The sequence below is a fragment of the Dietzia kunjamensis genome, assembly GCF_045689975.1.
GTDB classification, from domain to species: domain Bacteria; phylum Actinomycetota; class Actinomycetes; order Mycobacteriales; family Mycobacteriaceae; genus Dietzia; species Dietzia kunjamensis.
In genome coordinates, this window is record NZ_CP143297.1 from 3,057,824 (window position 1) to 3,083,212 (window position 25,389).

The 25,389-nt window shown below is 70.3% G+C and carries 28 protein-coding genes; 11 read left to right on the plus strand and 17 right to left on the minus strand.

All coding sequences use genetic code 11. The annotated features are described in order from the left end of the window. The 7 genes from VZF99_RS14290 to ectA form a co-directional block, all read right to left on the minus strand. Positions 1 to 849 (minus strand): PIG-L deacetylase family protein, encoded by an 849-nt coding sequence (locus tag VZF99_RS14290; RefSeq protein WP_067715908.1) that lies wholly within the window; start codon positions 847 to 849, stop codon positions 1 to 3. A 38-nt stretch (positions 850 to 887) separates the two neighbouring features. Beyond that, positions 888 to 1,829 carry an SDR family oxidoreductase gene (locus tag VZF99_RS14295; protein ID WP_407335148.1) on the minus strand — a complete coding sequence of 314 codons (942 nt, stop codon included), beginning with the start codon at positions 1,827 to 1,829 and terminating at the stop codon, positions 888 to 890. Next, positions 1,826 to 2,749: a bile acid:sodium symporter gene (locus tag VZF99_RS14300; protein WP_185951904.1), complete on the minus strand. Its 924-nt coding sequence runs from the start codon at positions 2,747 to 2,749 to the stop codon at positions 1,826 to 1,828. The genes VZF99_RS14295 and VZF99_RS14300 overlap by 4 nt, the downstream gene beginning before the upstream one ends. Further along, on the minus strand, positions 2,746 to 4,164 hold the full coding sequence (locus tag VZF99_RS14305) for a flavin-containing monooxygenase (RefSeq protein WP_407335149.1): 1,419 nt from the start codon (positions 4,162 to 4,164) through the stop codon (positions 2,746 to 2,748). Before VZF99_RS14305 ends, VZF99_RS14300 begins: the two co-directional genes overlap by 4 nt. A gap of 95 nt (positions 4,165 to 4,259) precedes the next feature. Beyond that, positions 4,260 to 4,682: an ectoine synthase gene (locus VZF99_RS14310; protein ID WP_067715905.1), complete on the minus strand. Its 423-nt coding sequence runs from the start codon at positions 4,680 to 4,682 to the stop codon at positions 4,260 to 4,262. Positions 4,683 to 4,731: 49 nt separating this feature from the next. Beyond that, a complete protein-coding gene (gene ectB, locus VZF99_RS14315) occupies positions 4,732 to 6,027 on the minus strand; it encodes a diaminobutyrate--2-oxoglutarate transaminase (RefSeq protein WP_159147614.1) in 1,296 nt (431 codons plus the stop codon). A 70-nt stretch (positions 6,028 to 6,097) separates the two neighbouring features. Next, positions 6,098 to 6,610: a diaminobutyrate acetyltransferase gene (gene ectA, locus VZF99_RS14320; protein WP_067715900.1), complete on the minus strand. Its 513-nt coding sequence runs from the start codon at positions 6,608 to 6,610 to the stop codon at positions 6,098 to 6,100. Between the two features lie 167 nt (positions 6,611 to 6,777). Here ectA and VZF99_RS14325 point away from each other — a divergent pair, with 167 nt between their 5' ends. Further along, on the plus strand, positions 6,778 to 7,206 hold the full coding sequence (locus VZF99_RS14325) for a pyridoxamine 5'-phosphate oxidase family protein (RefSeq protein WP_253002592.1): 429 nt from the start codon (positions 6,778 to 6,780) through the stop codon (positions 7,204 to 7,206). A gap of 34 nt (positions 7,207 to 7,240) precedes the next feature. Here the strand turns inward: VZF99_RS14325 and VZF99_RS14330 are convergent, their stop codons facing one another. The 3 genes from VZF99_RS14330 to VZF99_RS14340 form a co-directional block, all read right to left on the minus strand. Then, a complete protein-coding gene (locus tag VZF99_RS14330; protein ID WP_407335150.1) occupies positions 7,241 to 9,148 on the minus strand; it encodes a DUF222 domain-containing protein in 1,908 nt (635 codons plus the stop codon). Positions 9,149 to 9,274: 126 nt separating this feature from the next. Beyond that, positions 9,275 to 10,420, minus strand: a complete 1,146-nt coding sequence (locus tag VZF99_RS14335) for an NAD(P)-binding domain-containing protein (protein WP_407335151.1) — start codon at positions 10,418 to 10,420, stop codon at positions 9,275 to 9,277. 52 nt (positions 10,421 to 10,472) lie between these two features. Then, positions 10,473 to 11,630, minus strand: a complete 1,158-nt coding sequence (locus tag VZF99_RS14340; protein WP_407335152.1) for an acyl-CoA dehydrogenase family protein — start codon at positions 11,628 to 11,630, stop codon at positions 10,473 to 10,475. 110 nt (positions 11,631 to 11,740) lie between these two features. Here VZF99_RS14340 and VZF99_RS14345 point away from each other — a divergent pair, with 110 nt between their 5' ends. Further along, the gene (locus tag VZF99_RS14345; protein WP_120285267.1) at positions 11,741 to 12,520 is read left to right on the plus strand and encodes a PIG-L deacetylase family protein; all 780 of its coding nucleotides are present in this window, start codon (positions 11,741 to 11,743) and stop codon (positions 12,518 to 12,520) included. Positions 12,521 to 12,527: 7 nt separating this feature from the next. Here VZF99_RS14345 and VZF99_RS14350 read toward each other — a convergent pair whose 3' ends face one another. The 3 genes from VZF99_RS14350 to VZF99_RS14360 are packed head-to-tail and all read right to left on the minus strand — an operon-like array spanning position 12,528 to position 14,838. Next, positions 12,528 to 13,253, minus strand: coding sequence for an APA family fibronectin-binding glycoprotein (locus VZF99_RS14350; protein WP_407335153.1), 726 nt, complete (start codon positions 13,251 to 13,253; stop codon positions 12,528 to 12,530). Further along, positions 13,250 to 13,951 (minus strand): alpha-ketoglutarate-dependent dioxygenase AlkB family protein, encoded by a 702-nt coding sequence (locus VZF99_RS14355; RefSeq protein ID WP_407335154.1) that lies wholly within the window; start codon positions 13,949 to 13,951, stop codon positions 13,250 to 13,252. The genes VZF99_RS14350 and VZF99_RS14355 overlap by 4 nt, the downstream gene beginning before the upstream one ends. Continuing rightward, positions 13,948 to 14,838 carry an inositol monophosphatase family protein gene (locus VZF99_RS14360; RefSeq protein ID WP_407335155.1) on the minus strand — a complete coding sequence of 297 codons (891 nt, stop codon included), beginning with the start codon at positions 14,836 to 14,838 and terminating at the stop codon, positions 13,948 to 13,950. The genes VZF99_RS14355 and VZF99_RS14360 overlap by 4 nt, the downstream gene beginning before the upstream one ends. Before the next feature lie 133 nt (positions 14,839 to 14,971). Between VZF99_RS14360 and VZF99_RS14365 the strand changes: the two genes are divergently transcribed. From VZF99_RS14365 to VZF99_RS14385, 5 genes are all read left to right on the plus strand, one after another. Continuing rightward, on the plus strand, positions 14,972 to 15,616 hold the full coding sequence (locus tag VZF99_RS14365; protein ID WP_067719103.1) for an ABC transporter permease: 645 nt from the start codon (positions 14,972 to 14,974) through the stop codon (positions 15,614 to 15,616). Then, on the plus strand, positions 15,613 to 16,791 hold the full coding sequence (locus VZF99_RS14370; protein WP_407335156.1) for an ABC transporter ATP-binding protein: 1,179 nt from the start codon (positions 15,613 to 15,615) through the stop codon (positions 16,789 to 16,791). The genes VZF99_RS14365 and VZF99_RS14370 overlap by 4 nt, the downstream gene beginning before the upstream one ends. Next, positions 16,788 to 17,570 (plus strand): ABC transporter permease, encoded by a 783-nt coding sequence (locus VZF99_RS14375; RefSeq protein ID WP_154830218.1) that lies wholly within the window; start codon positions 16,788 to 16,790, stop codon positions 17,568 to 17,570. The genes VZF99_RS14370 and VZF99_RS14375 overlap by 4 nt, the downstream gene beginning before the upstream one ends. Continuing rightward, a complete protein-coding gene (locus VZF99_RS14380; protein ID WP_407335157.1) occupies positions 17,567 to 18,589 on the plus strand; it encodes a glycine betaine ABC transporter substrate-binding protein in 1,023 nt (340 codons plus the stop codon). Before VZF99_RS14375 ends, VZF99_RS14380 begins: the two co-directional genes overlap by 4 nt. A gap of 81 nt (positions 18,590 to 18,670) precedes the next feature. Continuing rightward, entirely contained in the window at positions 18,671 to 19,555 is an 885-nt protein-coding gene (locus VZF99_RS14385) for an alpha/beta fold hydrolase (protein ID WP_407335158.1), read from the plus strand. On the opposite strand, the gene VZF99_RS14390 is transcribed toward VZF99_RS14385, so the two are convergent. The 3 genes from VZF99_RS14390 to VZF99_RS14400 form a co-directional block, all read right to left on the minus strand. Continuing rightward, positions 19,552 to 19,857: a hypothetical protein gene (locus tag VZF99_RS14390; RefSeq protein WP_067719096.1), complete on the minus strand. Its 306-nt coding sequence runs from the start codon at positions 19,855 to 19,857 to the stop codon at positions 19,552 to 19,554. The genes VZF99_RS14385 and VZF99_RS14390 overlap by 4 nt on opposite strands. Before the next feature lie 9 nt (positions 19,858 to 19,866). Continuing rightward, a complete protein-coding gene (locus tag VZF99_RS14395; RefSeq protein ID WP_407335159.1) occupies positions 19,867 to 20,298 on the minus strand; it encodes an MmcQ/YjbR family DNA-binding protein in 432 nt (143 codons plus the stop codon). A gap of 70 nt (positions 20,299 to 20,368) precedes the next feature. Then, positions 20,369 to 20,797 (minus strand): hypothetical protein, encoded by a 429-nt coding sequence (locus VZF99_RS14400; protein ID WP_407335160.1) that lies wholly within the window; start codon positions 20,795 to 20,797, stop codon positions 20,369 to 20,371. 112 nt (positions 20,798 to 20,909) lie between these two features. Here VZF99_RS14400 and VZF99_RS14405 point away from each other — a divergent pair, with 112 nt between their 5' ends. Next, complete coding sequence (locus VZF99_RS14405; RefSeq protein ID WP_187353595.1) at positions 20,910 to 21,917, plus strand: carbon-nitrogen hydrolase family protein; 1,008 nt, start codon at positions 20,910 to 20,912, stop codon at positions 21,915 to 21,917. On the opposite strand, the gene VZF99_RS14410 is transcribed toward VZF99_RS14405, so the two are convergent. Then, positions 21,896 to 22,786, minus strand: a complete 891-nt coding sequence (locus VZF99_RS14410) for a cation diffusion facilitator family transporter (protein WP_120285284.1) — start codon at positions 22,784 to 22,786, stop codon at positions 21,896 to 21,898. The two genes, VZF99_RS14405 and VZF99_RS14410, sit on opposite strands and share 22 nt — an antisense overlap. Positions 22,787 to 22,855: 69 nt before the next feature. Here VZF99_RS14410 and VZF99_RS14415 point away from each other — a divergent pair, with 69 nt between their 5' ends. From VZF99_RS14415 to VZF99_RS14425, 3 genes are read left to right on the plus strand one after another with little or no spacing between them, the layout of a single operon-like run. Beyond that, complete coding sequence (locus VZF99_RS14415) at positions 22,856 to 23,290, plus strand: NfeD family protein (RefSeq protein WP_069389913.1); 435 nt, start codon at positions 22,856 to 22,858, stop codon at positions 23,288 to 23,290. A gap of 51 nt (positions 23,291 to 23,341) precedes the next feature. Continuing rightward, complete coding sequence (locus VZF99_RS14420; RefSeq protein ID WP_253002603.1) at positions 23,342 to 24,664, plus strand: SPFH domain-containing protein; 1,323 nt, start codon at positions 23,342 to 23,344, stop codon at positions 24,662 to 24,664. A gap of 57 nt (positions 24,665 to 24,721) precedes the next feature. After that, positions 24,722 to 25,366: a TetR/AcrR family transcriptional regulator gene (locus tag VZF99_RS14425; RefSeq protein WP_120285286.1), complete on the plus strand. Its 645-nt coding sequence runs from the start codon at positions 24,722 to 24,724 to the stop codon at positions 25,364 to 25,366. Positions 25,367 to 25,389 lie beyond the last annotated feature (23 nt).

Here is a 25,389-nt window from a genome sequence, read left to right on the forward strand (position 1 = left end):
CTAGCCGAACGGCCACCCGCGCCGCATCGGCACGTCCGTTCCGGACCCACTCGCGTCGGGCTCGATGAGGTACTCCGTGCCGAAGGCCGCGGCGTAGATGTCCGGCGGGAACGCCAGCATCATGCCGATGTCGCTGGTCTGACTGGCGTGGCACTGCATCGCGCGCCGCTTGAGGTCGATCACGTCCGACGGCAGGTCGATCGCCCACGCGATCTCCGACTCCGCGACCCCGATCGGTTGCCCGTCGTCGCCGATGAGGATCGCCTGCCGGATCCGATCCGCGTCGAGGTCCATCCCGCCGGCCGCGAGAGCCTGCATGAACTCGGCCGCGGCGGGGCTGTCGAGCATCTCCAACTGGGCGTCCCGATTGGTCGTGGCCTCCATCAGGCGGGGACGTCGCGCGGCCACCTCCGCCGCGCGCCGGGCGATCCGGTGGACCGCGATGTGGTCGGGGTGCCCGTAGTTCCCGTGGTGGTCATAGCCCACCAGGACGTCGGCGTCCTCGCGGTCGCAGATCCGCGCCACCCGCGCGGCGGCCTCGTCGACGTCGGCGCTGTGGAGGCTCAGCGGGTGATCGTTCTGCTCCCACCCGGTCATCCCCGAATCCCGGTACCCCAGCCAGTCGATCCGGGCCACGCCCAGCACCGCCGCCGCCGCACGGGCCTCCCCTCGCCGGTGCTCCACCAGGTCGCCGTCGGGTCCGAGGTGCTCGGGGCGCTCACCGTGATCGCCGTCGGTGGCGAACACCGTCACCACCCGGTGCCCGGCGCGGGAGGCGAGCGCCATCATCCCCGCGGTCTGGGACGTCTCGTCGTCGGGATGGGCGTGGAGGAACACGATGGTCGACACCCGGACATTCTGCCCTGCCGGCCGCCCCGCGCTTGGCGTCACGCCCGTGCGTCGGGATGGCCCGCGAGCCAGCGGTCGAACGCCTCGGCGCTGGTCAGCTCAGGCGTGTAGCCGAAGACCGTCCGTAGACGCGTGTTGTCCAGCACCGGGCGGTAACGCAGGAAGCCGGTCTGCTCGGGCCCGTAGCGGCTGACCCGCAGTGCGCTTCCCACGGCGAGGACCGCCTTGAGCATCGGCTCGGGGATCGCGAGGGTGCGCTTGCCGAGCCGCGCCGCGATCTGGTGGATGGTCAGCGTGCCGGTGCCGGCCACGTTGAACGTGCCGGGCGGCCCGTCACCCACCGCGCGCGCGACGATCGCCACCAGGTCGGTGTCCCAGATGAACACGAACGGCGAGTCCGACCCCCGCACGGCCAGCAGCCGCCGTCGGTGGAACAGGGCGGTGATCTGGTTGTCGACGGCGTCGCCCAGGATCGTGCCGATGCGCAACACGACCTGCTCGAGCTCCGGGTGCTCCCGGCGGGCGTCGGCGAGCAGGTGTTCGACGAGCGCCTTGTGGTGGCTGTACGCGAAGGCGCTGGTGCCGCGGACCGGGTGATCCTCGGTGATGGGCACCGGATTGTCCGCGTGGTAGCCGTAGGCCGCGCCCGACGAGGACACGACGAGCCGCCCGACCCCGTGTTCTACACAGGCGTCGAGGACGTGGCGGGAGCCGTCGACATCCACCCGGTAGGCGGCGTGGCGCCCCATCCCGTCGGGGTCGACGATCGAGGCCAGGTGCACCACCGCGTCGTGCCCCGCAACGGCGGTGGAGACGGCGGCGGCGTCGGTCACGTCGAGGCGCACGTGCCGCACCCCGGGGGCGCCCGGGTCGTCCGGCACCAGCAGGTCGCCGCTCGTCACCTCGTGCCCGGCAGCCGCCAACCCGGCCACCACCCCTCTGCCGAGGAACCCGCTGCCGCCGGTGACCAGTACCTTCACGTCGTGACCTCCCTGTTCTCGGCGTTCGCCGTGCTGTGCCGCGCCCACACCACGGCGACGACCAACCCGGCGATGATGTCCCACACACCCCACCACGCGGCGACCAGGGCCATCCCACCGAGTCCGTCGAAGAAGCTGAACACGAACAGCAGCCCGAGCCCGGCGTTGCGGATGCCGACCTCGAAGGTCATGGCCTTGCGGGCGGGGACGTCGAGCCGGAACCCGCGCGCGATGCCGTACCCGAGGCCCAGGGCGAGTGCGTCGTGGAGGAACACCGCCACCGCCACCACCCCGATGTAGGCCACGAACAGCGACCAGTTGTTGGCGACCGCGATCACGATGATCCCGCCCAGCGCCACGAACGACAGGATGCCCACCACGCGGTGGGTGCGCGCGGCGACCTGCGGCAGCAGGTGCGACACGGTCAGCCCGAGCGCGAACGGCAGCGCGATGACCAGCAGCACCTCGCTGAGCATGTCCCACGGGGCCACGGAGATCTCGGCGAAGTACTCGCGACCGGTGGGGTGCAGGTGGCCCCAGAACGCGAAGTTCAGCGGCAGCATCACGATCGCCAGGACGTTGCCCACCGCGGTCATCGACACCGACAGCGCCACGTCGCCACGCGCCCGGTGCGTGAGGATGTTGGAGACGTTGCCGGGCGGGCAGCACGCCACGAGGATCATGCCGAGCGCGACCGACCCCTGCACGCCGAGCAGCAGCGTCAGCAGGAACGTCAGCGCGGGCAGCAGCGCGAACTGTGCTGCCACGGCCACCGCGAACGCCCTGGGCTTGCGCAGCGCCAGCCGGAAGTCGGAGAGCCGTGTGTCCATGGCGATGCCGAACAGGATCAGCCCCAGGACGATCTTCAGCGTGGTGAGGGACCCGGAGTCGAACGCGATCCGGATGTCGTCGACGTTCACGAGCCGGCCCCCGGTGTCTGCGCGGAGTCCGAACCCGCCGCCTCCATGCGCGCGACCAGCCCGGTCACGGCGCCGCGGTAGGCGCTCTTGTTGACGTAGTAGGCCATCCGGTCCAGCCCGAGGTAGTGGTAGCCGCCCGTGAGGTCCGGGCGGGGGCCGCGCCGGGAGGAGTCGACGACGGCGAGGGCCGCACGCCCGGCCGGTGAGTCCTCACGGCGTGCCGCGAGATAGCGGGCGACGAGGTCGGCCTGTTCGTAGCGGCCCTGCCAGCCGATGCCGGAGGCCTCGAGCATGCCGAGTACGGCGAGGTCGTCGCGGCCCGACGGGAAGATGTTGAGGTGCAGGTCCGGCGCGGCGGCGCTCTCGGCCCAGTCGAGGTGGCGGCGGTCGATGAACGGGTAGTCCAGCACGTAGCCGGTGGCGAGCATGACCAGGTCGTACTCGCCGGAGGTCCCGTCGACGAAGTGCACGGTTCGCCCGTCGAACCGGTCGATGTCCGCGCGGACCCCGATGTCGCCGTGCCCCACGTGCTGCAGGATCAACGAGTTCACCACGGGGTGGGACTCGTAGATCTTGTGGTCGGGCTCCGGGAAACCGAACCGGGTCGGGTCGCCGGTGAAGGCCTTGAGTACGCGTGAGTCGATGAACTGCTTGATCCGCGGGGGCAGGGGGCGGCCGCCGGACCCGAGGGTGTCGGCGGGTCGGCCGAAGAGGTACTTGGGCACGAAGTGGTAACCGCGCCGCAGGCTGATGTCGACCGACGCGGCGTGGTGGACGGCGTCGACCGCGATGTCGCAGCCACTGTTGCCGCCGCCCACCACGAGGACGCGCTTCCCGGCCAGCTCCCGCGGGTACTTGTAGCGGCTGGTGTGGCGGACCTCGCCACTGAACCGGCCCGCGAACTCCGGGATCTTGGGCTCGGAGAGGGTGCCGTTCGCGATCACCAGCGCCGAGAACTCCCCGGCGTCAGCCTCGGGCCCGGGGCCCACCTCGTCGTCGTCGGTCCCACCGCCGCCCCCACCCACCGCGCGCACGTGGAGTCGCCACCCGGAGTCGCGCGCGTCACTCACCGGTTCCGCGCGGACCACCTCGGTGCCGAAGCGGAACCGTTCGCGTAGGCCGAAGTGGTCGGCGAAGTCGCGGAAGTAGGCCAGCAACCGGCGGTGGTCCGGGTAGTCGGGGGTGTCGGCCGGCATGGGGAACTCGGCGAACTCCGTGGTGCGGGCGGAGGAGATGAGGTGGGCCGACGCGTAGACCGTGCTTCGCGGGGAGTCGATGTTCCACAGCCCGCCGACGTCTCCGGCGAGGTCGAAGCCCACCCAGGCGACGCCCTGACGGTCGAGGTTGCGGGCTGCGGCCAGGCCGGAGGGCCCGGCCCCGATGATGGCGACTGGACGGGTGTCAAAGATGGGCACGGGTACAGATACTGCCCCAGAACGCGAGAATCCCCGGCCGGTTTCGTCCGCACTGGACGAAATCGACCGGGGAGGGCCCGGAAGTGACCCGGAGTCTACTTCTCGCGAACGACCGAGCCGTCGTCCTGCAGACGCAGGAGCGGGTAGATGCCGTTCTCGTCGTGGTTTTCGTCGCCGACGACCGGGGGGTTGAAGACGCAGAGCATCTGCATCTCCTCCTCCACGATGACCTGGTGCTTCTCGTTGCCGTCGAGCAGGTACATGGAGCCCGCCTCGAGCGGGTACTCCTTGTCGTTGGTCAGGTCACGCAGGGTGCCCTTGCCACGGGTCAGCCACACGGCCTCGATGTGGTTGGCGTAGTGGAAGTCGTTGGTCGTGCCGGCCGCGATGGTGGTCTCGTGGAACGAGAACCCGACGCGGTCGTCGGCCAGGACGATGCGCTTGGACTCCCAGTTGCCGTTGTTACCCTTGATGTGGCGGTCGGTGTCGGTGATCTCTGCGGTGGTACGAACGATCATGCGGGGCCTCCTCGGCAGGTCGTGGGTCGAGGGTGTGTGGTCTGGGCGCTCAGAGGTACTGCTGGGCGAGGACGTGGTCGACGGCCTCGTAGCAGATCTCGATGCCGCGATCACGCTCGTCGTCGGTCAGGGTGAGCGGGGCGAGGAACTTGACGACCTCGTCGCTCGGGCCGGCGGTCTCGACCAGCATCTTCTTGTCGAAGCACCGGGCCATGACCTCTCCGGCCAGCTCCGGCTTCTCGAGGAAGGCGATACCGAACGCCATGCCGCGGCCGCGGAGTTCGAGCTTTCCCTCGTACTTGTAGACCAGCGGGGAGAAGCGCTCGCGCAGGATGCGACCGTTCTCGAGGGTGCGGTTCTGGAGGGTGTCGTCGGACCAGTACTTGCGCAGCGCCACGTCGGCGGTGATGAATGCCATGTTGTTGCCGCGGAAGGTGCCGTTGTGCTCGCCCGGGGTCCACTCGTCGAGCTCGCGGTTGAACAGGGTGACCGCCAGTGGCAGTCCGTAGCCACCGATCGACTTGGACAGGCAGACGATGTCCGGCTTGATGCCCGCGAACTCGAACGAGAAGAACTCGCCGGTGCGACCGCAGCCCATCTGGACGTCGTCGACGATCAGCAGGATGTCGTGGCGCTTGCACAGCTCGTCGAGGGCCTTCAGCCACTCGGCGCGCGCAGCGTTGATGCCTCCCTCGCCCTGGACGCACTCGACGATCACGGCCGCCGGGCGGTTCATGCCCGAGCCGGAGTCGACGAGGACGCGCTCCATCCACTGGAAGTCCTCGGTGACGCCACCGAAGTAGTTGTCGTACGGCATCGGCGTGGCGTGGACCAGCGGGATGCCGGCACCGGCGCGCTTCATCGAGTTGCCGGTCACCGACAGCGATCCGAGGGTCATGCCGTGGAAAGAGTTCGTGAAGTTGATGATGGCCTCGCGGCCGGTGACCTTACGGGCCAGCTTGAGTGCCGACTCCACGGCGTTGGTGCCGGTCGGCCCGGGGAACATCACCTTGTAGTCCAGCCCGCGCGGCTCGAGGATCTTCGAGGAGAAGGTCTCCAGGAACGCGCGCTTGGCGACGGTGTACTTGTCGAGCGAGTGGGTGACGCCGTCGCGCTGGATGTACTCCAACAGCGCGCTCTTCATGTCGTCGTCGTTGTGGCCGTAGTTCAGTGCGCCGGCACCGCCGAAGAAGTCGAGGTACTCGTCTCCGTCGACGGTCGTGAGCGTGGTGCCCTTGGCGGTGTCGAATACCACCGGCCAGTTGCGCGAGTAGCTACGGACCTCCGACTCGCGGTCGGAGAAGATGTCCGTATTGGTGCTGGTGTCGTGCGTGGACTCGGTCATGGTCTTCAGATCACTCCATTTGTGAAGATGCGGGCGACGGTGGCGGGCCGGGCGGCCCGCGCGCCCTCGTCTAGGAAATCGTGTACAGGTCTTCTTGCTCGTGACCTTCGCCGAGGAGTTCGGAGCTCAGGTAGTCCTCGTCGGACAGCGTCATCCCGCGGTCTCGCGCGACGGCACCGAAGGTGCGCTGTGACGCCTCGTTGTCCGGGCTGATGGTGGTGCGCAGGCGCACCACGCCGCGCTCGGCCAGCCGGTCCATGAGGCTGTGCAGCAGTCGCGCCGCCAGTCCCTTGCCGCGCTGGTCGGCGTCGACGCCGACCTGCCACACGAAGATCGTGTCCGGCTCCGAGGGGCGGATGAATCCGGTGACGAATCCGACGACCCGGCCCTCGACCTCCACCACCACGGAGCTCTCCGAGAACTCCGCCCCCCACAGCACGTAGGCATAGGAGGAGTTGAGGTCGAGAACGCCGCTGTCTCGGGCGATCTCCCACATGCGGGTTCCGTCGGCCGCGGTGGGCACACGGAACAGCGCGTCGGACGAATCAGGGTTACGGGGTACTACTCGTTCTCCTGGGTTCATAGTCGGTGTCCACCGTAGTGACGTCCCCACGTTGTTGCATCACCCTTCCCCAATTCGTTACCTGAAAACACGATGAGTGTGCAGGTGGCCGCCGGGGAGTGAGGTCGGTCACGCGGCAGTCTCCGACAACGGTTCCGGCGCCGGCCCTGCGGTGAGAGAATCAGGACATGGACGCCAACCCGATCACCGAATTCGACGAGGCGCGAAGTCTGCAGCTTCTGGGCACGGTCTCCCTGGGACGCCTGGTCACCGTCTCCGAGGGCCGTGCCGACATCTTCCCGGTCAACTACGCGCTCTCCCCGGAGGGCAAGCTCTTCTTCCGCACCGCGGAGGGCTCCAAGCTCGCCGGGATCACGGTCCATCCGGACGTCGTGTTCCAAGTCGACCACATCGAGGGCGACGACGCCTGGTCGATCGTCATCCGCGGGACGGCGCGACGGCTCGACAGCTTCGCGGAGATCAACCGCGCGGAGGAGCTCGAGCTCAAACCCTGGATCCCGACCCTGAAGTACAACTTCGTCGAGATCACGCCCGAGAAGATCTCCGGCCGCGGGTTCACCTTCGGCGAGGAGCCGGAGCGCTACACCGGCTACTGATCCACGCCCCACTGGTCTGCGCCCACCCAGCCGCCTAGAACGGTGGTGGGTCGATGAGTTCGTCGAGGCGTTCGTGGAGTAGGGCGCGGATGTCTTTTTCGATGTCGCTGTGGTGGGGTTTGTTGCGGGCCCACCAGCGGCTGGCGCTCTCGGGGGTGGCGCTGGCGGGGGTGGCTTTCTCGGGCGTGGTGTCGGTGGCCGCGCTGGTGGTGGCGCTGGCGGTAGCGCCGGCGGCGTCCGTGCCTGTGCCGTTCCCGGCGGCCGTGCCGGTCCCAGGAGCGGGCGGGGCGGGGTCGTAGGTGCGGGAGCGTTCGGCCTTGCGGCGTTCGGTGTTGCGGCGTTCGGTGCGGTGGCGGGCCGCGCGGCGCGACCAGAACGTCGGCTCCGCGTCGGCCTTCTCGTCGCCGGTGGGCCCGGGGCTGCGGCGTTGCTGCCGGGTCCACGCCTCGGTTTCGGCGCGGGCCTGTTCACGCCGGTACTCGGCGAGCGGGCCGGAGGGTCGGGTGAGCATGGTCGAGCCGTCCGGGGTGCGCACCAGCAGGGTGCCGTCGGGCTGCAGGTCGTAGATCCAGTCGGAGAAGGTCTTGAACCGGTGATGGCGGCGGCACATCGCGGCGAGGTTGGCCTCGATGGTGTGTCCGCCCCGCTGGGGGTCGGCGTGATCGAACGGCACCACATGGTCCAGATCACAGGCCTCGGCCGGGATCGCGCAGCCGGGGTGGCGGCAGGTGCCGTCCCGTAGCCGGATCCGGCGCGCGAGTTCGGCGCTGGGCCGGTATTTCAGGGCGGCGCGGGAGTCGTCGGCGGCGCCGATGCGCGGGTCGATGGGTTCGAAGGTGGCTCCGTCGCTGGTGGCGAGCATGTCCAGCAGGGCCTGCAGGGCGGCCTGGCCGGTGCGGGTGAACTCCACCCGGGCGCCGCCGGCGTCGCGGGCGTGGTTGCCGGTGGCGATGACGGTGACCTTCGGCCGCAACGCCACCCCGGCACCCGGCGCGCCGGGCCGGCCGGGGCGGGCCGCGGTGCCGGCTAGGCCGGGATCGCCGCACACCAGAGACATCAGGGCGTCGGCGCGACGCTCGGCGATCGAGTAGTCCTCGACCTCGCCAGAGCCGCCGGTGCCGGTGTTGGTGTCGGTGTCGGGGTTGGCGGTCTCGGCTTGGGTGTTGGCAGATGCTTGGGCGTCGGCGTACTTGTGGTCTTTCACGCGTTGGTCGAGGGCCTCGGCCAGGACGGCGGCTTCCTCGGTAACCAGGATCGCCGACACACTCGACATGCCGTCGACGCCCTTGTGGAACCGCACCCCGCGGGTGCGGGCCGCTTCCTGACGGCGCAAGCGGATGCCGTTGGCGTCGTAGCGGGCGATGATCGCATCGACGTTGCCGCGGATGGCTTTCTCACCAAGGCGCACCCCGCCCTCGATCGCGGCGAGGTATTCCTCGACGACCTGCCGCTGCACCGCCTCGAGCACGTCGACGTGGACGGTGGCCATCTGCGAGGCGAGTATTTTCGCGGCCTGCAGATCCAGCCGCCCCTGCGTCATCGCGGACAGGATCGCCGGATACCGCAGGTGCAGATCGAGGGCGAAGGTGATCATCCGCTCGGCCCGGCCCGTCGAGATCGCCATCGCCGACACCACGTACCCGGCCGCGACATCGATCGGATCGAGCACCGCATGACCGGGCCGACACTCACCGCCGCCCGCCCCGGACTCCTCCCGGCGCTGGCATTCGACAAACAACTCGTAACAGGCCACGAACCGGCGCGCCGCCGCACGATTCTCGCCCATCCACCCCTCACGCGCCGCCGCCCGCAACCCCGACAGCGACACGGGCGCCGCGGAACCGGAGCCGCCACCAAACGAGGGCGAGCCACCGGACGAGGAGGGGCCACCGGACGGGGATGGGGACGGGCCATCGGCCGCGGCGTCTTCGTTCCCGCCCATGTGCCCCACCCCCTGCCCGTGCGTACGGTCTCGAACCTGTGTTCTATGATACGCACGCACATTCGAACAGGCAAGGGTCACACATCATCAAATAGCCCCAGCCGAGAACACGCGGGACCGTCGTGCTCACCCCAGCGACGCGGCCACCGCCGCCTTCGCCCACTGCCCCACCCCGATAAGGGTCGCCGACGCCGCGCCGCACCAGTCGCCGTAGCCGAGCAGGAACAGTCCCGGGACGCCCGGCACCTCGACGCCACTCGTGAGGACCCGTCCGTCGCGACGCGGCAGCAACCCCCGCAAGTGACCCAACGCCGGCCGGAAGCCGGTACACCAGATCACCGCGTCGACCGGCTCGCGTCGACCGTCCGACCACTCCACACCGGCCGCGGTGAACCGCTCGAACATCGGCGTCGCCTCCAGGAGGCCGGCGTCACGGGCTGCGCGGACCGGCGGCACCACGACGATGTCGCCCAGCTCGGCGATGCCGCCGCCGGACTCCCCCACGCCCCGGATAGCCGCGTTGGCGACGCGGAAGAGTTCGCGGCCGTCGACATCGTCGGGCAGGTAGCGGGGCGGGCCGGTTGTGCACCAGGTCAGCCACCCGCCGGAGTCGGCGAGTGGCCGGGCGAGGTCAGCGGCGATCTGGGCGCCCGAGTTCGCGCCACCGACCACCACGACGCGCCTGCCCTCGAAGTCCGACGGGCCCCGGTAGGCGGCGCTGTGCAGCTGCCGGCCACGGAAGTCGGCGGCGCCCGGATAGGTGGGGACGAAGGGGCGTCGATAGGTACCGGTCGCACTGATGACCGCCCGCGCGCGCCACGAGCGACCGTCAGCGGCCCGGATGAGAAACACCTCGTCGCCGTGGTCCTCGTCGTGGTCCTCGTCGTGGTCGTCGTGGTGGTCGTCGTTGTTGCTGGCGGCGTAGCCGCACTCCCGCCCTGCTCCCGGCCGCTCCACGGCGACCACCGTCACCCCGCGCCGCACGGGGAGGTCGTAGTACTCCTCGTAACCGCGCAGGTAGTCCACGACGTGGGCCGCGTCGGGATTGGCGCCGTCGTCGGTGCGGGGCATGCGGCGGCCCGGCAGGGACGAGAAATCGGCGGGCGAGAACAACCGCAGGGACGGCCAGGTGTGCGGCCACGCGCCGCCGGGCCCGTCCGAGGCGTCGAGGATCTCGAAGGTCGCGTCGGCGCGGCGGAGGTAGAAACCGGCCGCGAGGCCCGCCTGGCCCCCGCCGATCACCACGACATCGCGCACGACCGCGTCCGACACCTCGCCACCCCCTTCGGAACGGTCCTGAACTGTTCCTATCGACGGTTATCGGTCACAGCGCCCGACCGATGACCTCCTTCATGATCTCGTTCGTGCCACCGTAGATCCGCATGACGCGGGCGCCGGCGAACTTCTGCGCGATGGGGTACTCCATCATGTAGCCGTAGCCGCCGAACAGCTGGAGGCAGCGGTCCACCACGTCGTCGAGCATGTCGGTGGCCTGCAGCTTGGCCATCGACGCGGTGACGGCGTCGAGCTCCCCTGCGATCTCCCGGGAGATGCAGTGGTCGACGAACGTGCGGGTGGCCATGACCTGGGTCTTGCAGTGCGCCAGCTCGAAGCGGGTGTTCTGGAAGTCCAGGATCGGCTTGCCGAACGCCTGCCGCTCGCGGACGTACTCGAGCGTCTCGATGACGGCGGCCTCGGCCATGGCCAGCGCGTCCACGGCGATCGCCAGGCGCTCGCGCGGGAGCTGGTTCATGAGCTGGTAGAAGCCCTGCCCCTCCTCGCCGCCGAGGAGGTTGGCCGCGGGCACGCGCATGTCGTTGAAGAACAGCTCGGCGGTGTCGGCGCCGTGGCGGCCCATCTTCTCCAGGACGCGGCCGCGCTCGAAGCCCGGCGTCGAGGCCTCCACGGCGAACAGGGCCATGCCCTTGTGGCCGGCGTCGAGGTCGGTCTTGGCCACCACCACCACGAAGTCGGCGGAGCCACCGTTGGAGATGAAGGTCTTGGAGCCGTTGATGACGTAGTGGTCGCCGTCCCGCTTGGCGGTGGTGCGCACGCCCTGTAGGTCGGACCCGGCGCCGGGCTCGGTCATGGCGATGGCGGAGATCCACTCACCCGAGCAGATCTTCGGCAGCCACTCGCGCTTCTGCTCCTCCGTGGCGTAGTTCGCCACGTAGTGCGGGGTGATGGTGGAGCCGACCCCCATGCCGAAGGCGGTGTCGCCGGAGTACACGAGCTCCTCGGTGACCAGGTACTCCATGCCCGGGTCGCCGCCCTGACCGCCGAACTCCTCGGGCACGTCGAGGCAGATGAGGCCGGCCTCGCCGGTGCGCAGCCAGGTCTCGCGGTCCACGTGCTTCTGCTCGGACCACTTCTCCTGGTTGGGCGTCATCTCCTTGGCGAAGAACGCGCGGGCGTGCTCGCGGAGCAGCCGGTGGTCGTCGGTCTCCCAGGTGGGGCGGTAGTCGGGGAAGAGTGCGGACACTGGGGCCTCCGTGAGGGGACGACGACGACGATGAGGTTCGCGGCAAGTTTAGGTGTGCCCGTTCCGGCGACGGCGGGCACGCGAGCACCGAGGAGGGCCATACTCGGGTCATGAACGATTCCCCGGACCGGCCAGAGAACGCAGCCCAGCCCGAGAAGGCCACCACCCCGGCATCCTCGGGCCATTCCGTGCCCGAGGCGTTCCCCACCGACTGGACCCGGGGGCTGGTCCTGGTCGCGCACCCCGACGACCCCGAGTACGGGATGTCCGCCGCGGTGGCGCGGTGGACGGCCGAGGGCCGCAGCATCGTCTACGTCCTGGCCTCCAGCGGCGAGGCCGGCATCGAGGGGATGGCACCGGCGATCGCGGGGCCGATCCGCGAGGAGGAGCAGCGGAGGTCCTCGGCGATCGTCGGAGTGGACGAGGTGGAGTTCCTCGGTTTCCCGGACAGTCGGATCGTCAACAACGCCGAACTGCGCGACGCGGTGGCCGACGCGATCCGCCGCCATCGCCCGGACGTCGTCATCTCCCTGTACTCCGGTGAGGAGTTCGGGCCGGGGATGCCCAACCAGCGCGATCACATGGAGTTCGGCGCGGCCGTGGGGGCCGCGTACGACGACCTGGTCGCCGCGGTCGGGGTGGACGCCGCGGAGGGGCGTCCGCAGATGTGGTTCGAGTCCTCGCCCGAGATGACGCACTACGTCGACGTGAAGGGTTTCGTCGAGCCGGCCGTCGACGCGCTGGCCGAGCACTCCGAGTACCTGTCGGTGCTCGACCCGGAGACGCCGGTGCGGGACCAGGCGCGGGCGCAGGTCGAGACCGTGTGCGCGTCGCGTGAGGGACTCGCGGACGGGAACCCGGTGGTGGGCTTTCGGCGCATGCGGCCCTGAGCCGGCCTCAGGCCGGTTCGGCGGTCGATTCCCCCGGGCCCAGTGGCGCGTAGTACGCCTCGGAGGGCCGCAGACGCTCGACGATCTCGTCCGCCCACTCCGCGTGCGGCGACGCCATGGTGCCGTCGCCCGGACGACTGACGTAGGTCAGCCAGAAGCGCTGCGCGCCCTCGCCGACGACCGCCGAGTACACCAGCGCGCCCTCCGGGCCGATGATGTCCTGTGGGACCGTGGGGAGCACCCGGAACGACACCGACCAGCCGTCGCCGACGCGCGTGGAGAGCGGTTCGATCCGCTCCTCGACCGGCCGCCCCGGGACGGGGAGCAGGAACTGACCCATCCCGTTGGCCAGCGCGAGCGCCGCGAGCTGGTTGTCCGGGTTCTCCGGGTCGAACAGGTCCTCGGTGAGCTGCCCCACCAACACGACGCCGTCCGAGCGGCTCGGATCGTCGGCAGCCGCGACCGGACTCATGACGGTACTGCCGAAGACCAGCTCCCCCGACTCCGCGCGCCACCCCTCGGGGACGCGGATCACCAGGCCTGCGTAGGGATCCACGTGATCGGAACCCGCCGCCACCTGGATCTTCGGGGACAGGGTGCGCACCCCCGGGGAGTACGTCGCCGACGAGACGACCACCGTCACGACCGCGGCGACCACCGCCAGGACGGCGACGAGCGCCACCACGAGAACGGTCCGGCTCCGGCCGGCGGACGGGGTCTGCCCTGACGTCATCCGCCCAGCGTAGGCGGCCGGGTTTCCCGCAGCGTGATGTTGACCCTCCCCGGCTCCGCGCCCAGCACCTCGCGGCACCACGCCGGGGCGGTGCCGTCGAAGACCTTCGGTACGCCGTGGAAGGCCATCCGCGACGGCCCGCCGAACACCACGAGGTCGCCCGACTCCAGGCGCACGTCGGTGTACGGGCGCCCGCGGTGCTCCGGGGTCCCGAAGCGGAACGTGCACGCATCACCGAGGCTCAGCGAGACGACGGGTGCCGTGCTCGCCTCGTCCCGGTCCTGGTGCAGGCCCATCGTGGCTCCACGGCCGTAGAGGTTCACGAGGGCGGTGTCCGGGGTGTAGGCGGGGACGGGGTCGGCGGTCCGGTCGGCGGGCCCGGTGACCGCGGGATCCACCGCCGCTGCGGCCGCGAACCCGTTCCGCGCCGCCCGCACCAGCCAGTCCGGGACCGGCGGGACCACCTCGTCGTCGTCGTACCGGTACGGCACCCAGTGGCGTCCCAGGCTGAACGTGCGCACCGACATCCGGCCCCCGCCTGGCAGCACGATCGAGCGCGGCACGCGCACCGCGGCCCAGTCCACGCACGCCCGGAGGAGGAACTCCTGCTGCTCGCGGCTCAGCCAGTCGGGCACGTGCACCGCACCGGGGCCCAGGATGGTGGGCTCGCGGTCGACGCCGAAGAGCGGCTCGGTCACCCCAGGTCCGTGCCCAGCACCGCCCACGCCTGCTCCGCCAGCTCCGGGGTCGCGGCCGCCACGACCGTGCCGCCCTCGAGCGGCTGGCGGCCGTCCGGGCCGGTGATCACGCCGCCCGCGGCCTCGATGATCGGGATCAGCGCCACGATGTCGTACGAGTTCAGGTCGGCCTCCACGACCAGATCGACACGCCCCGCGGCGAGCATGCAGTAGGCGTAGCAGTCCCCGCCGAAGCGCTGCAGGCGGACCCGGCGGCCGAGCTCGTCGTAGCGGCTGCGCACCTCGCCGTCGTCACCGAACATGGACGGGTGGGTGGTGTACATGATCGCCTCGGACAGCTCCGTGCACCCCGACGCGCGCAGGTCGATCGCACCCGGACCGTCCGAGCGGCGCCGCACGGTGGCGCGACCGTGCACCGCCGCGAAGGTCTCGCCCAGGACCGGCTGGTCCATCCACCCGGCCACGGCGCGGCCGTCCTCCACCACGCCGACGAGCGTGCCCCACCCGGCCATGCCCGTCATGAACGCCTTGGTGCCGTCGATCGGGTCCAGGTACCAGGTCCGGGCGGCGCCGGCCGGCCCGGTCTCGCCGTTCTCCTCCCCCACGATCCGGTCGCCCGGGTAGACGTTCGAGATCCCCGCCCGCAGCAGCGCCTCGATCGCGCGGTCGGCCTCGGTCACCGGGTCGTAGCGCCCGTCCGTCGCGCCGTTCCCGGCCCAGCCGTCGCCGTTCCCGCCGTCGCCTGCCACGCCGTTCTTGTCCGCGGCGGCCAACGACTCGAGGTCACCGTGGAAGTGCCGGCGGGCGATGCGGCCACTGGCGGCGAGGAGCTCGTCGAGGCGCTCGGTCAGGTCGTGATCCAGGGGGCGTGCGGGCCGTGACGTCATGCCCCCATGGTGCACCACGCCCCGCCACCGTCCCGACGGATCGGCGCATGTGCGCCCTCTACGCCCGCCGATACGGCTACCGTGGGCGCACCCGAACACGGAACGCACCACCCACGGACGGAGCCGAGATGCGATGACCGCCCTGATGGACTTCATCTCCACCCGCCGCTTCCAGCTCGCGACGGACTCGTGGCAGCACATCAGTGCCACCGTGCAGGCCGTGCTCATCGCGACGCTGCTCTCGGTCGCGCTCGGGGTGGCCGTCTACCGCAGTCGGTCGGGGTCCGCGATCGCCACCGGCCTGGCCGCCACCGCCCTGACCGTCCCGTCGTTCGCGCTGCTCGGCCTGCTCATCCCGGTCCTCGGACTGGGCGTCCTGCCCACCATGACCGCACTGGTGATCTACGCGGTGCTGCCGATCCTGCGCAACACCATCGTCGGCCTGGACGCCGTGCCCGCGGCGACCGTCGACGCCGCCCGAGGGGTGGGGATGAGCCGAATCGGGGTGCTGGGCCGGGTCGAGATCCCGCTGGCGTGGCCGTCCATCCTCGCCGGGATCCGCATCTCCACCCAGATGTCGATGGGCATCCTCGCCATCGCCGCGTACGCCAAGGGCCCGGGGCTGGGCAACCTCATCTTCGCGGCCCTGTCCCGGGTCGGCACGCCCACCGCGCTGCCGATGGCGCTCACCGCGACCGTGCTCATCGTCGTCCTCGCGCTCGTCCTCGACGCGCTCCTCGTCCTGCTCGGACGTCTCACCATCAGGGGGAACCAGTGAGCACCTCAGAACCCGTATCCGGCGTGCCGATCGTGTTGGACGACGTCACCAAGGTCTACCCCGGTCAGGAGCGCCCGGCGGTGGACCACGTCTCGCTCGAACTGCCGGCCGGGCGGACCACCGTGTTCGTGGGCCCGTCCGGCTGCGGCAAGACCACCACGATGCGGATGATCAACCGCCTCATCGAGCCCACCTCCGGCACGATCACGATCGACGGCGAGGACAACCGGACCCTCGACGCCGACACCCTGCGCCGCAGCATCGGCTACGCCATCCAGGCCTCCGGACTGTTCCCGCACATGACGGTCGCGCAGAACGTCGGCACCGTCCCGCGGCTGCTCAAGTGGAAGAAGTCGCGCGTCCGTGAGCGGGTGGACCAGATGCTGGAACTGGTCGGCCTGGACCCGTCGGACTACCGCGACCGCTACCCCGCGCAGCTCTCCGGTGGTCAGCAGCAGCGCGTCGGCGTGGCCCGGGCGCTGGCCGCGGACCCGCCGGTGCTGCTCATGGACGAGCCGTTCGGCGCGGTCGACCCCATCACGCGCACGTCACTGCAGGACGAGCTCGTGCGGCTGCAAGACGAGCTACACAAGACCATCGTCTTCGTCACCCACGACTTCTCGGAGGCGGTCAAGCTCGGAGACCGGATCGCGGTGCTCGGCCCCGGATCGTCGGTGCTGCAGTTCGACACCCCGGAGGCGATCCTCACCAACCCCGCCGACGAGACGGTGAGCGGGTTCATCGGCGACGACGCCGCGCTGAAGACCCTGACCCTCCGCCGCGTGGGGGACGTGGAACTACAAGGGGCGACGACGGCGAGGGCCTCCGAGAGCCCGACCGACTTCGCGGCCCGGTTGCGCGGAACCAGCGACGAGTGGGCCGTGGTGCTCGACGACGCCGGCCGCCCCCTGCGCTGGGTGCGCGGGGACCGGGTGTCGCGAATGCCGGACCTGGGCTCGGGCGGGTTGCCGATCACCGGCACCGTGACGGTCGACTCCTCGCTGCAGGAGGCGCTGGACGGACTGCTGTCCACGGCGAGCGCCACCACGGTGGTCGTGGACCGGGACGGGGCCTACTGCGGCACCATCGGGATCGACGACCTGGTCGCCGAGTTGCGGCGTATCCACCACCGGCACAACGACGAGGGCCTCGCCGAGCAGGACGTGGCGCCGTGAGCGCCCCCGCCACGGCGACGCGTGGGGGCTCCGCTGGTCGTGGGGCCGCCCTCCAGGACTCCGCGCGGCTGATCGTGCAGCCACTGATCATCGTGGCCGCGGCCGTCGGCGTGCTGTGGTGGGCGCTGGCCGGCGAGCTGGACGAGACGCAGAAGGCCTCGCTCAACGCCTCCTCCATCACCCAGCGCACGCTCGAGCACGTGCAGATCACGGTGACGGTCGTGGCGATCGTCGTGGCGGTCGGCGTGCCGCTGGGGATCCTGCTCACCCGCAGGCGCACGCGGTTCCTCGCACCGGTGGCGGTGGGGTTCGCCAACATCGGCCAGGCGGCGCCCGCGATCGGGCTGATCGTGCTGCTGTTCCTCGCCACCAACCGGACAGGGTTCTGGATCGGTGTGCTGCCGGTCGCGTTCTACTCCCTGTTGCCGGTGCTGCGGAACACCATCGTGGGGATCCGTAACGTCGACCCCGCACTCATCGACGCGGCGCGCGGACAGGGGATGTCGAGCGGACGGGTCCTGCGCACGGTCGAATTGCCGCTCGCGGTGCCGTTCATCCTCGCCGGCCTGCGCACCACCCTCGTGCTGGCGGTGGGCACGGCGACGCTGAGCTTCCTCGTCGACGCCGGCGGGCTGGGGATCTTCATCGACACCGGATACCGGCTGCAGGACTACACCACCCTCGTGGTCGGCTCGGTGCTGGCGGTGTGCCTGGCGCTGTTCGTGGACTGGCTCGGCGGGGTCGGCGAGATCCTGTTCAATCCGAAGGGGCTGCGATGACCGGCACGATCCCCGCGCGCGCCGGGATGAGGCGGGCAGGGTTGACACGAACAAGGCGCCTGGTCGCCGCACTCCTGGCCACCGTGATGCTGGCGACGGGATGCGGGCTGAACAACGGCGGTTCCGTCCCGCTGCCCGTGGGCCCCGGCCCCGAGGGCACCGTCCCCGCGCTGGAGGGAGTGCGCATCACGGTCGGCGGCAAGGACTTCACCGAGGGCGTGATCGCCACCTACCTGGTGGAGTTCCTGCTGGCGGCCGCGGGGATGGAGGTGTCCGACATGTCGTCACTGGCCGGGTCGAACAGTTTCCGCCAGGCGTTGGTGACCGGGCAGGTCGACATCGGCATGGAGTACACCGGCACCGCGTGGATGAGTTACCTGGGCAACTCCGACCCCATCCGCGATCCGCAGGGGCAGTGGGAGGCGGTGCGTGACGCCGACCTGGCCGAGCACGACCTGAGGTGGCTGGCCCCCACCACCGTGGACAACACCTACTCGTTCGCGATGAACCGGGCCACCGCCGAGGAGACCGGGGTGCGCACGTTCTCCGAGTACGCCGAACTGGCCCGGAACGACCCCCAGGCGGCCCTGACCTGCATGGAGACCGAGTTCTCCGTGCGTCGCGACGGTTGGCCCGGACTGGCGGAGGCCTACGGGTTCGACGCGGACGCCGTGCCCACGCCGATCATGCAGCCGGGGATCATCTACCAGGCGACCTCGGTCGGCCGGGAGTGCCGGTTCGGCGAGGTCTACACCACCGACGGCCGGATCAAGGGCCTGGACCTGCTGGTGTTGGAGGACGACCAGCGCTTCTTCCCCGTCTACAACCTCGCGACGGTGGTCCGCGGTGAGATGCTCGACGCACACCCGGAGATCGCGGACGTCCTCGCACCGCTGGTGGACATCCTCACCAACGAGGTGATGGTGGAGATGAACATGCGTGTCGACGTCGACGGCGAGGATCCCGCGCTGGTCGCACGCGATTTCCTCGAGGACCGGGGGTTGGTCTCGGTGGACTGACCGCAGGTGCGCCCCCGCGCGGCCGGATGCGCCCGCCCGCCCGTTGACACACAATCGGGTACCACTACCAGGAGGTGCCCTGTGTCCAGGAGGTCGATCGTCTCGCTGCCGCGGACGGCCGCGCGACTACCGCGGATGATCCCCGACCTGGCGCATCTGCCACCCGGGCGGATCGTCACGCTCGCGGACGGTGTCACCACGAAGGTCCACGACACCGGCGAGGAGCACCTCGCACCGGCGATCCTGCTGCACGGGATGGCGGCCACCGGGATGCTGAACTGGTACCAGACGTTCGAACGGCTGCGGGGCGAGTACCGGCTCATCACGTTCGACCAACGCTGGCACGGCAAGGGCTTCCACGGGGATTTCCGGTTCGAGACCCTCGCGGAGGACGTGCTGCGGGTCGCCGACCACCTCGACCTGGCGGCACCGGTGGTGGGCGGCTACTCGATGGGCGGGATCGTCGCCCAGCTGGCGGCCCGCCGCGACCCCTCCCGGCTCGGCGGCCTCGTGCTGGCCGCCACCGGGACGGGCGCACAGCGCAATGCCCTCGAGAAGGTCGCACTCAGCGGGTTCACCCGCTCCCAGCCGCTGCTCAACACCGTTCCGGAGGAGGTCGGCGAGGTGGTGGAAGAACAGGTCGACGACGAGGCGCTCAGGCCGCACGCGTGGGCGCTGCGCGAGTTGTCGTCGGTCTCGCTCGCCACGCACCGCACCGTGATCGCCCAGGTGGCCGGGTTCAACTCGACACCCTGGCTCCACGAACTCACCCTGCCCGTCGCAGTGGTCAAGACCACCCGTGACCTCGCGTTCCCGCAGTGGATCCAGGACGAGATGGCCGATCTGCTGCCGCACAGCGCCGTGTTCCCGATCCACGCCGGCCACGCAGTCTGTGCCACCCACCCCGGCACGTTCGCCCGCCGGATGCGCACCGCGATCGGCTGGGTCGTGTCGAACGCGCGCTAGAGCGCCGAGTACCGCACCGCGGTCACCACGAACACCACCAGGGCGATCACGCCCAGGACCACGCCCGCCAGTGCGCGACGTGGGTTCGCATCGTCGTTGGTGAGCCAGCCGGTGGGCCAGCGGGCGAGCAGGCCGAACGCGACGGCCATCAGGCCCGCGAGGAACGCGATGATGTTGAGCACCGGCACCCACGAGATCACCAGGGCCCCGACACCCAGCACCAGCGCCCGGGTCCCCAGGTCCATGCCGTCGGACGAGCGCCTGCGTGGCGAGGCGGCCTCGGAGCGGGGGCGGAGCGGCATGAGTGCAGCCTAGTCGCCGGGGCGTCCCCGCTGGTCGTCCAGACGAGCGACCCGCCGGCCCCCGGCGGTCTGCCGGTACGAGGATTCGACGAGCTCAGCCACCTCATCCCAGTCCGGTCCACGGCCGCCACCGTCCACTCCACCGTCCAGCGGCAATGCCAGCCAGCCGGCCGGCCCGTAGTACGCCGGGACGTGGAATCGCTCGTCCTGCGCCAGCGCCGCGCGCTCCCCCGGATCCGGCAGGAACAGGAGTGCCCGGGCCAGGAGGGGGTCCGAGTGATCCCCCTTGACCGAGCCGCCGTACACCGCGAACACCTTGGTCGTGTACCAGATGGGCCGGCCGTGCGAGATCTTCTCGCCGGCGTCCGGCAGCGCGAGGCACACCTCCCGCAGCCGCGTCAGCAGAGGATCCGCGGCGTCGAACATGATCGGATGACCCACACGGCCGAGACTACGACCGCCGACCGCATCATCCCGGGCGAACGGTCGCCGAAACCCGCCGCGGGCCGGCTCAGCCCCCGAACTGCCCCGCGACGAACCCCGCCAGCAGCACCGCGAACCCGCCCATCTCGCCGACGATGAGCGCCACCATGCCGATGTGCAGCATCGCTGTGGGGTGCTCGAACTGGTTGGTCGTGTCCCTCAGCGCGCCGTGGAGGATGTAGCTGCCGATCGCCACCAGGAAGAAGAAGACCACCACTGCTGCCGCTGTCAGGTTCACCCAGGTCGGCCAGCTGCTCAGCTCGACGAACGCGGCGATGAGCAGCGTCGCGAACGAGTACAGCAGCGAGGCCCGGTGCGCGATGTCGACGTACGGGTGGGCGAGGTGATCGGCGGTGGTGGCCATCTGCCGGTACTTCCACACCCCCAGGCCGAGCGCCAGCAGGAAGAGGAGACCCGCGGCGAGCAGGGTGAGGCGCGTGTCGAGGCCGAGTTCCATGGATCCTTCCGAAGTGCACTTGACAGCAGGGCGCGATTTGTATGCTTCACGACCATAGGACAGCACGCTGACCTGCGCGCTCGATCGCGCGCGATCGCACACGGGAGGCCTCATGGACGCGCAGGTGGTGCACGCCGCGGCAGTGCAACTGGAAGGCGTGCCGGGGCGCGTGGACCTCACACTGGGTCGACTGGAAAAGATGATCGTCGAGGCCGCCGGGCGGGGCGCGCGCCTGATCGCGGTGCCGGAGTTCTGCACGTCGCCGGTGCCGATGCGCGGGCGGGTCCACGACGCGGTCCTTCCGCGCGAGAACGTGGCCGTCGAGATGTTCCGACGCCTCGCCGCACGCCACTCCGTCACCGTCGGTGGGTCGATGCTCGTGGCCGACGACGACGAGGTGTTCAACCGCTACCACCTGGTCGAACCCGACGGACGCGTGCACATCCATGACAAGGACCTGCCGACGATGTGGGAGAACTGCTTCTACACCGGCGGCGGCTTCTACGCGGACGGCAGCGACGACGGGGCGTTCGTCACCGGGCTCGGCGGGGTGGGTGTGGCGAGCTGCTGGGAGCTGATCCGCACCGGGACCGTACGCAGGCTCCGGGGGCGGGTCGGGGTGGCGGTGACCGGGACCCACTGGTGGACGGTCCCGGACAACTGGGGCGGGCTGACCGGGCGAGCGCTCGGTTCGCTCGCCCGGTACAACCGTGACCTGTCGGAGAACGCGCCGGCGGAGTTCGCCCGGCGGCTGGGCGCGCCCGTGCTGCAGGCCTCCCACTGCGGGACGCTGCGGTCGGATTTCCTTTTGTTGCCCGGTTCCGACGCATCGGTGCCGTACGCCACGGAGTTCGTGGGCGCCACCCAGATCGTCGACGCCTCGGGCACGGTCCTGGCCACCAGACGCACGGACGAGGGGCCCGGGATCGTCTACGCGGACGTGCCCCTCGGAGCCACGGACCCCGTCACGCCGCTGGAGGACCGGTTCTGGATCCCCGACCTGCCTCCGCTGCTACGCGGGTACTGGCACCAGCAGAACGTCGCGGGCAGGAGCTACTACCGCCGCCGAGGTCGCGTAGCCGGGCTGCGCGCGGCGCATCACAGGTGCACGTCGTTGTAGGCCCGCTCGTCCTCGATCGGCTCGAGGTGTGTGGTGATGTGCGAGCTCGGCAGGACCGCGTGGATCTCCTGCTCCACGGTCTCCACGAGGTCGTGCCCGCGTTCGACGCTCCACTGACCGGGCACCAACGCGTGGAACTCGACGAAGCGCCACCTGCCCGACTCCCTCGTCCGCAGTTCGTGGAAGTCGACGCGGCCGGGTTCGCGGTGGCGTTCGAGGACCTCCTCGATCGCCCGGTTGTCCTCGTCGGGGAGCGTGGCGTCCATCAAACCCATCCCCGATTCGTGTACCAGTCGATAGCCGATGAACAGGATGTTCAGTCCCACGCCGATCGCGACGATCGGGTCGAGCACCTCCCAGCCGGTGGCCCAGGCCAGTGCCAGCCCGGCGACGACGCCGACAGACGTGATGACATCGGTGATGAGGTGCTTCCCGTCGGCCTTGAGGGTCGGTGACCGGTGACGGGTCCCCGCTCGCACGAGCGCCACACCCACCACGCCGTTGATCACGGCGGCGCCCACCGAGATCGCCAGACCGATGCCGAGTGCCTCCAGCGGTTCCGGATTGATCAGCCGCTCGACGCTGACGACCAGGATGAACGCGGCGGCGACGAAGATCATCGCGCCCTCGACACCCGCGGAGAAGTACTCTGCCTTGGAGTGGCCGTACTGGTGGTCGTCGTCGGCCGGGCGCTCGGCGACCGTGATGGCGCCGAGCGCGATCACCGCGGCCACGAGGTTGACCACGGACTCCGCGGCGTCGGAAAGCAGGCCGACCGAACCGGTGACCCACCAGGCCGCGATCTTGAGCACGATGGTCACGATCGCCGTGGCCACGGACAGCCACGCGAACTTCTTCAGAGTCGACACGTCCCAGCAGCCTAGTCCCGCACGCAGGAGACCTCCTGCCCGTCGCCCGCTGTCGGTAGGCTCGGTGTCATGCATGTGGGACTGGCCTGGCTCGGAGCAGCGGTGTTGCTCGCCGCCGGAGAGGCGGCCGGGGGCGAGCTGTTCATGCTCATGCTCGCCGGCGGCGCCCTCGGCGGTTCGGCCGCGGCGTTCCTGGGCGCGCCGGTCTGGGGGCAGGCCCTGGCGTTCGCCCTCGTCTCCCTCGTCCTCGTCCTGGGGGTCCGCCCCCTCGTCCGGCGGCGCCTGCTCGCCGCACTCCCCGAGCACGACACCAACACCGCCGCGCTCACCGGCCGGGACGGCACCGTCGTCGAGGCGATCGGTGCGGGCGGCGGACTGGTCGAGATCGCGGGCGACACCTGGACCGCGCGTCCGCTCCTCGAGGGCGAGACGTTCGAGGCCGGGGACAAGGTCCTCGTGCACCAGATCGAGGGCGCCACGGCGATCGTCGTGCGTGGCATCTAGAAGGCGCTGGTTTCCGGCCAGCGGACACGCACGAGAAGCATCGGAGGAACCATGGAAGGCTTGATCTTCCTCGCCGTCATCGTCATCCTCATCGCCTCGGTGGTGGTGAGCTCGGTCAAGCTCATCCCCCAGGCGGAGGCCGCGGTCATCGAACGGCTCGGCCGTTACCAACGCACCGTGAGCGGCCAGCTCACGCTCATCATCCCCTTCATCGACCGGGTGCGCGCCAAGGTCGATCTGCGCGAGCGGGTCGTGACCTTCCCGCCGCAGTCGATGATCACGGAGGACAACCTCACACTGAGCATCGACACGGTGGTCTTCTTCCAGGTCACCGACCCCAAGGCTGCGGTCTACGAGATCAACAACTACATCGTGGCCGTCGAACAGCTGGCCACCACCACCCTGCGCAACGTCGTCGGTGGGCTCACCCTCGAGCAGACGCTCACCAGCCGCGACATGATCAACAAGCAGCTGCGCGGGGTGCTCGACTCCGAGACCGGACGCTGGGGCCTGCGCGTGGCCCGGGTCGAGCTGCGGTCCATCGATCCGCCGATGTCCATCCAGGAGTCGATGGAGAAGCAGATGAAGGCCGACCGCGAGAAGCGCGCCACCATCCTCACCGCCGAGGGACAGCGCGAAGCCGCGATCACCACGGCGCAGGGTGCCAAGCAGGCAGCCATCCTCGACGCCGAGGGCAACAAGCAGGCCTCGATCCTCAACGCCGAGGCCGACCGGCAGTCCCGCATGCTGCGCGCCCAGGGTGAGCGCGCAGCCCGCTACCTCGTGGCCGAGGGCCAGGCCGCCGCGATCGCCCGGGTCAACGCCGCGGTCAAGTCCTCCAAGCCCACGCCGGAGATGCTGGCCTACCAGTACGTGCAGAACCTTCCGGAGATGGCCAAGGGCGAGGCCGCCACGATGTGGATGATCCCCTCGCAGTTCGGCGATTCGCTGGAGAACTTCGTCAAGTCCGTCGCCAAGAAGGACGACGACGGGGTGTTCCGCTACGAGCCGGCCGACGTCGACTCCGATGCCGATCTGCCGTCGGCGCCCGACGAGTGGTTCGACACCTCCACCGACCCGGAGATCGCCCGGTCCGTGGCCGCCGCGGAGGCGGCGGCCAAGGGTACGACCTCGGTGATGGACGAGCAGCCGGGCCGGCCCAAGCCCAAGCCCGGCGTGTTCGACATGGTCCCGGAGTCGGAGGGTGGCGTGGCGCCCGACAGCCCCTCGCAGTCGGCAGGCCAGGACACCCCCGCGATCGGCGGGCCCCAGGCTCCCGGGCCGGGGCAGCCGTCCGGGTTCGACCAGGCCGCTGACCAGCGGTCGGGCGAGGGTGCCTACCCCGTCGATGGTGGCGACCAGCCCCGGCGGTGACCCCCGACGGGTGGCATTCCGCGCAGCCACCTCGGCCGGGCGTCGTAACATGGGGGTGTGACTCGTAACACTGGCCTGGGTGGTGGCCGCGCGCCTGACGCCGAGGATGTCCGGTTGATCGAGACGGCGTCCGCGGTGTTCGCCGAGCGTGGCATCAAGGGCACGAGCACCGAGGACATCGCGCGGGCGGCCGGTGTCACCCGCGTGACCCTGTACCGGCGTCTGGGGCCGCGGGACGACATCCTCCGCGCCATCTACGCCCACGAGGCGCAGCGCCTGATGATGACCGTCAACGCGCGCTACACGCCCTTCGAGTCCCTGCAGTGGGACCCGGTGAGGCACATCGAGGACCTGCTGGTCGGGACCGTCTTCGACATCCGGCAGAACGAACTGCTACGTCGGCTCATCGAGGTCGACAAGGTCGAGGCCATGGCGTTGCTCGCGGGCCAGTCCGACACGGTCCTGGACGCGATCACCGAGATCCTCGCCCAGTTCGTCCGAAGCACGTGGAACGCGGACGTCCACACCCGCCAGATGGACGACGAGGAGTGCGAGCAGCTCTCCCGCGAGGTCGCCAGCGTGGTCGGCCGGTTCCTCCATTCACTGGTCGTGATGACGGACGGTCCGCCCGCGGTCGACACGGAGGAGCAGATCCGGGCACTGGCCCGTCGCGTGCTCGTGCCGATGATCCTGCAGCGCTGAACGCTGCATCCTCCTGCGCTGAA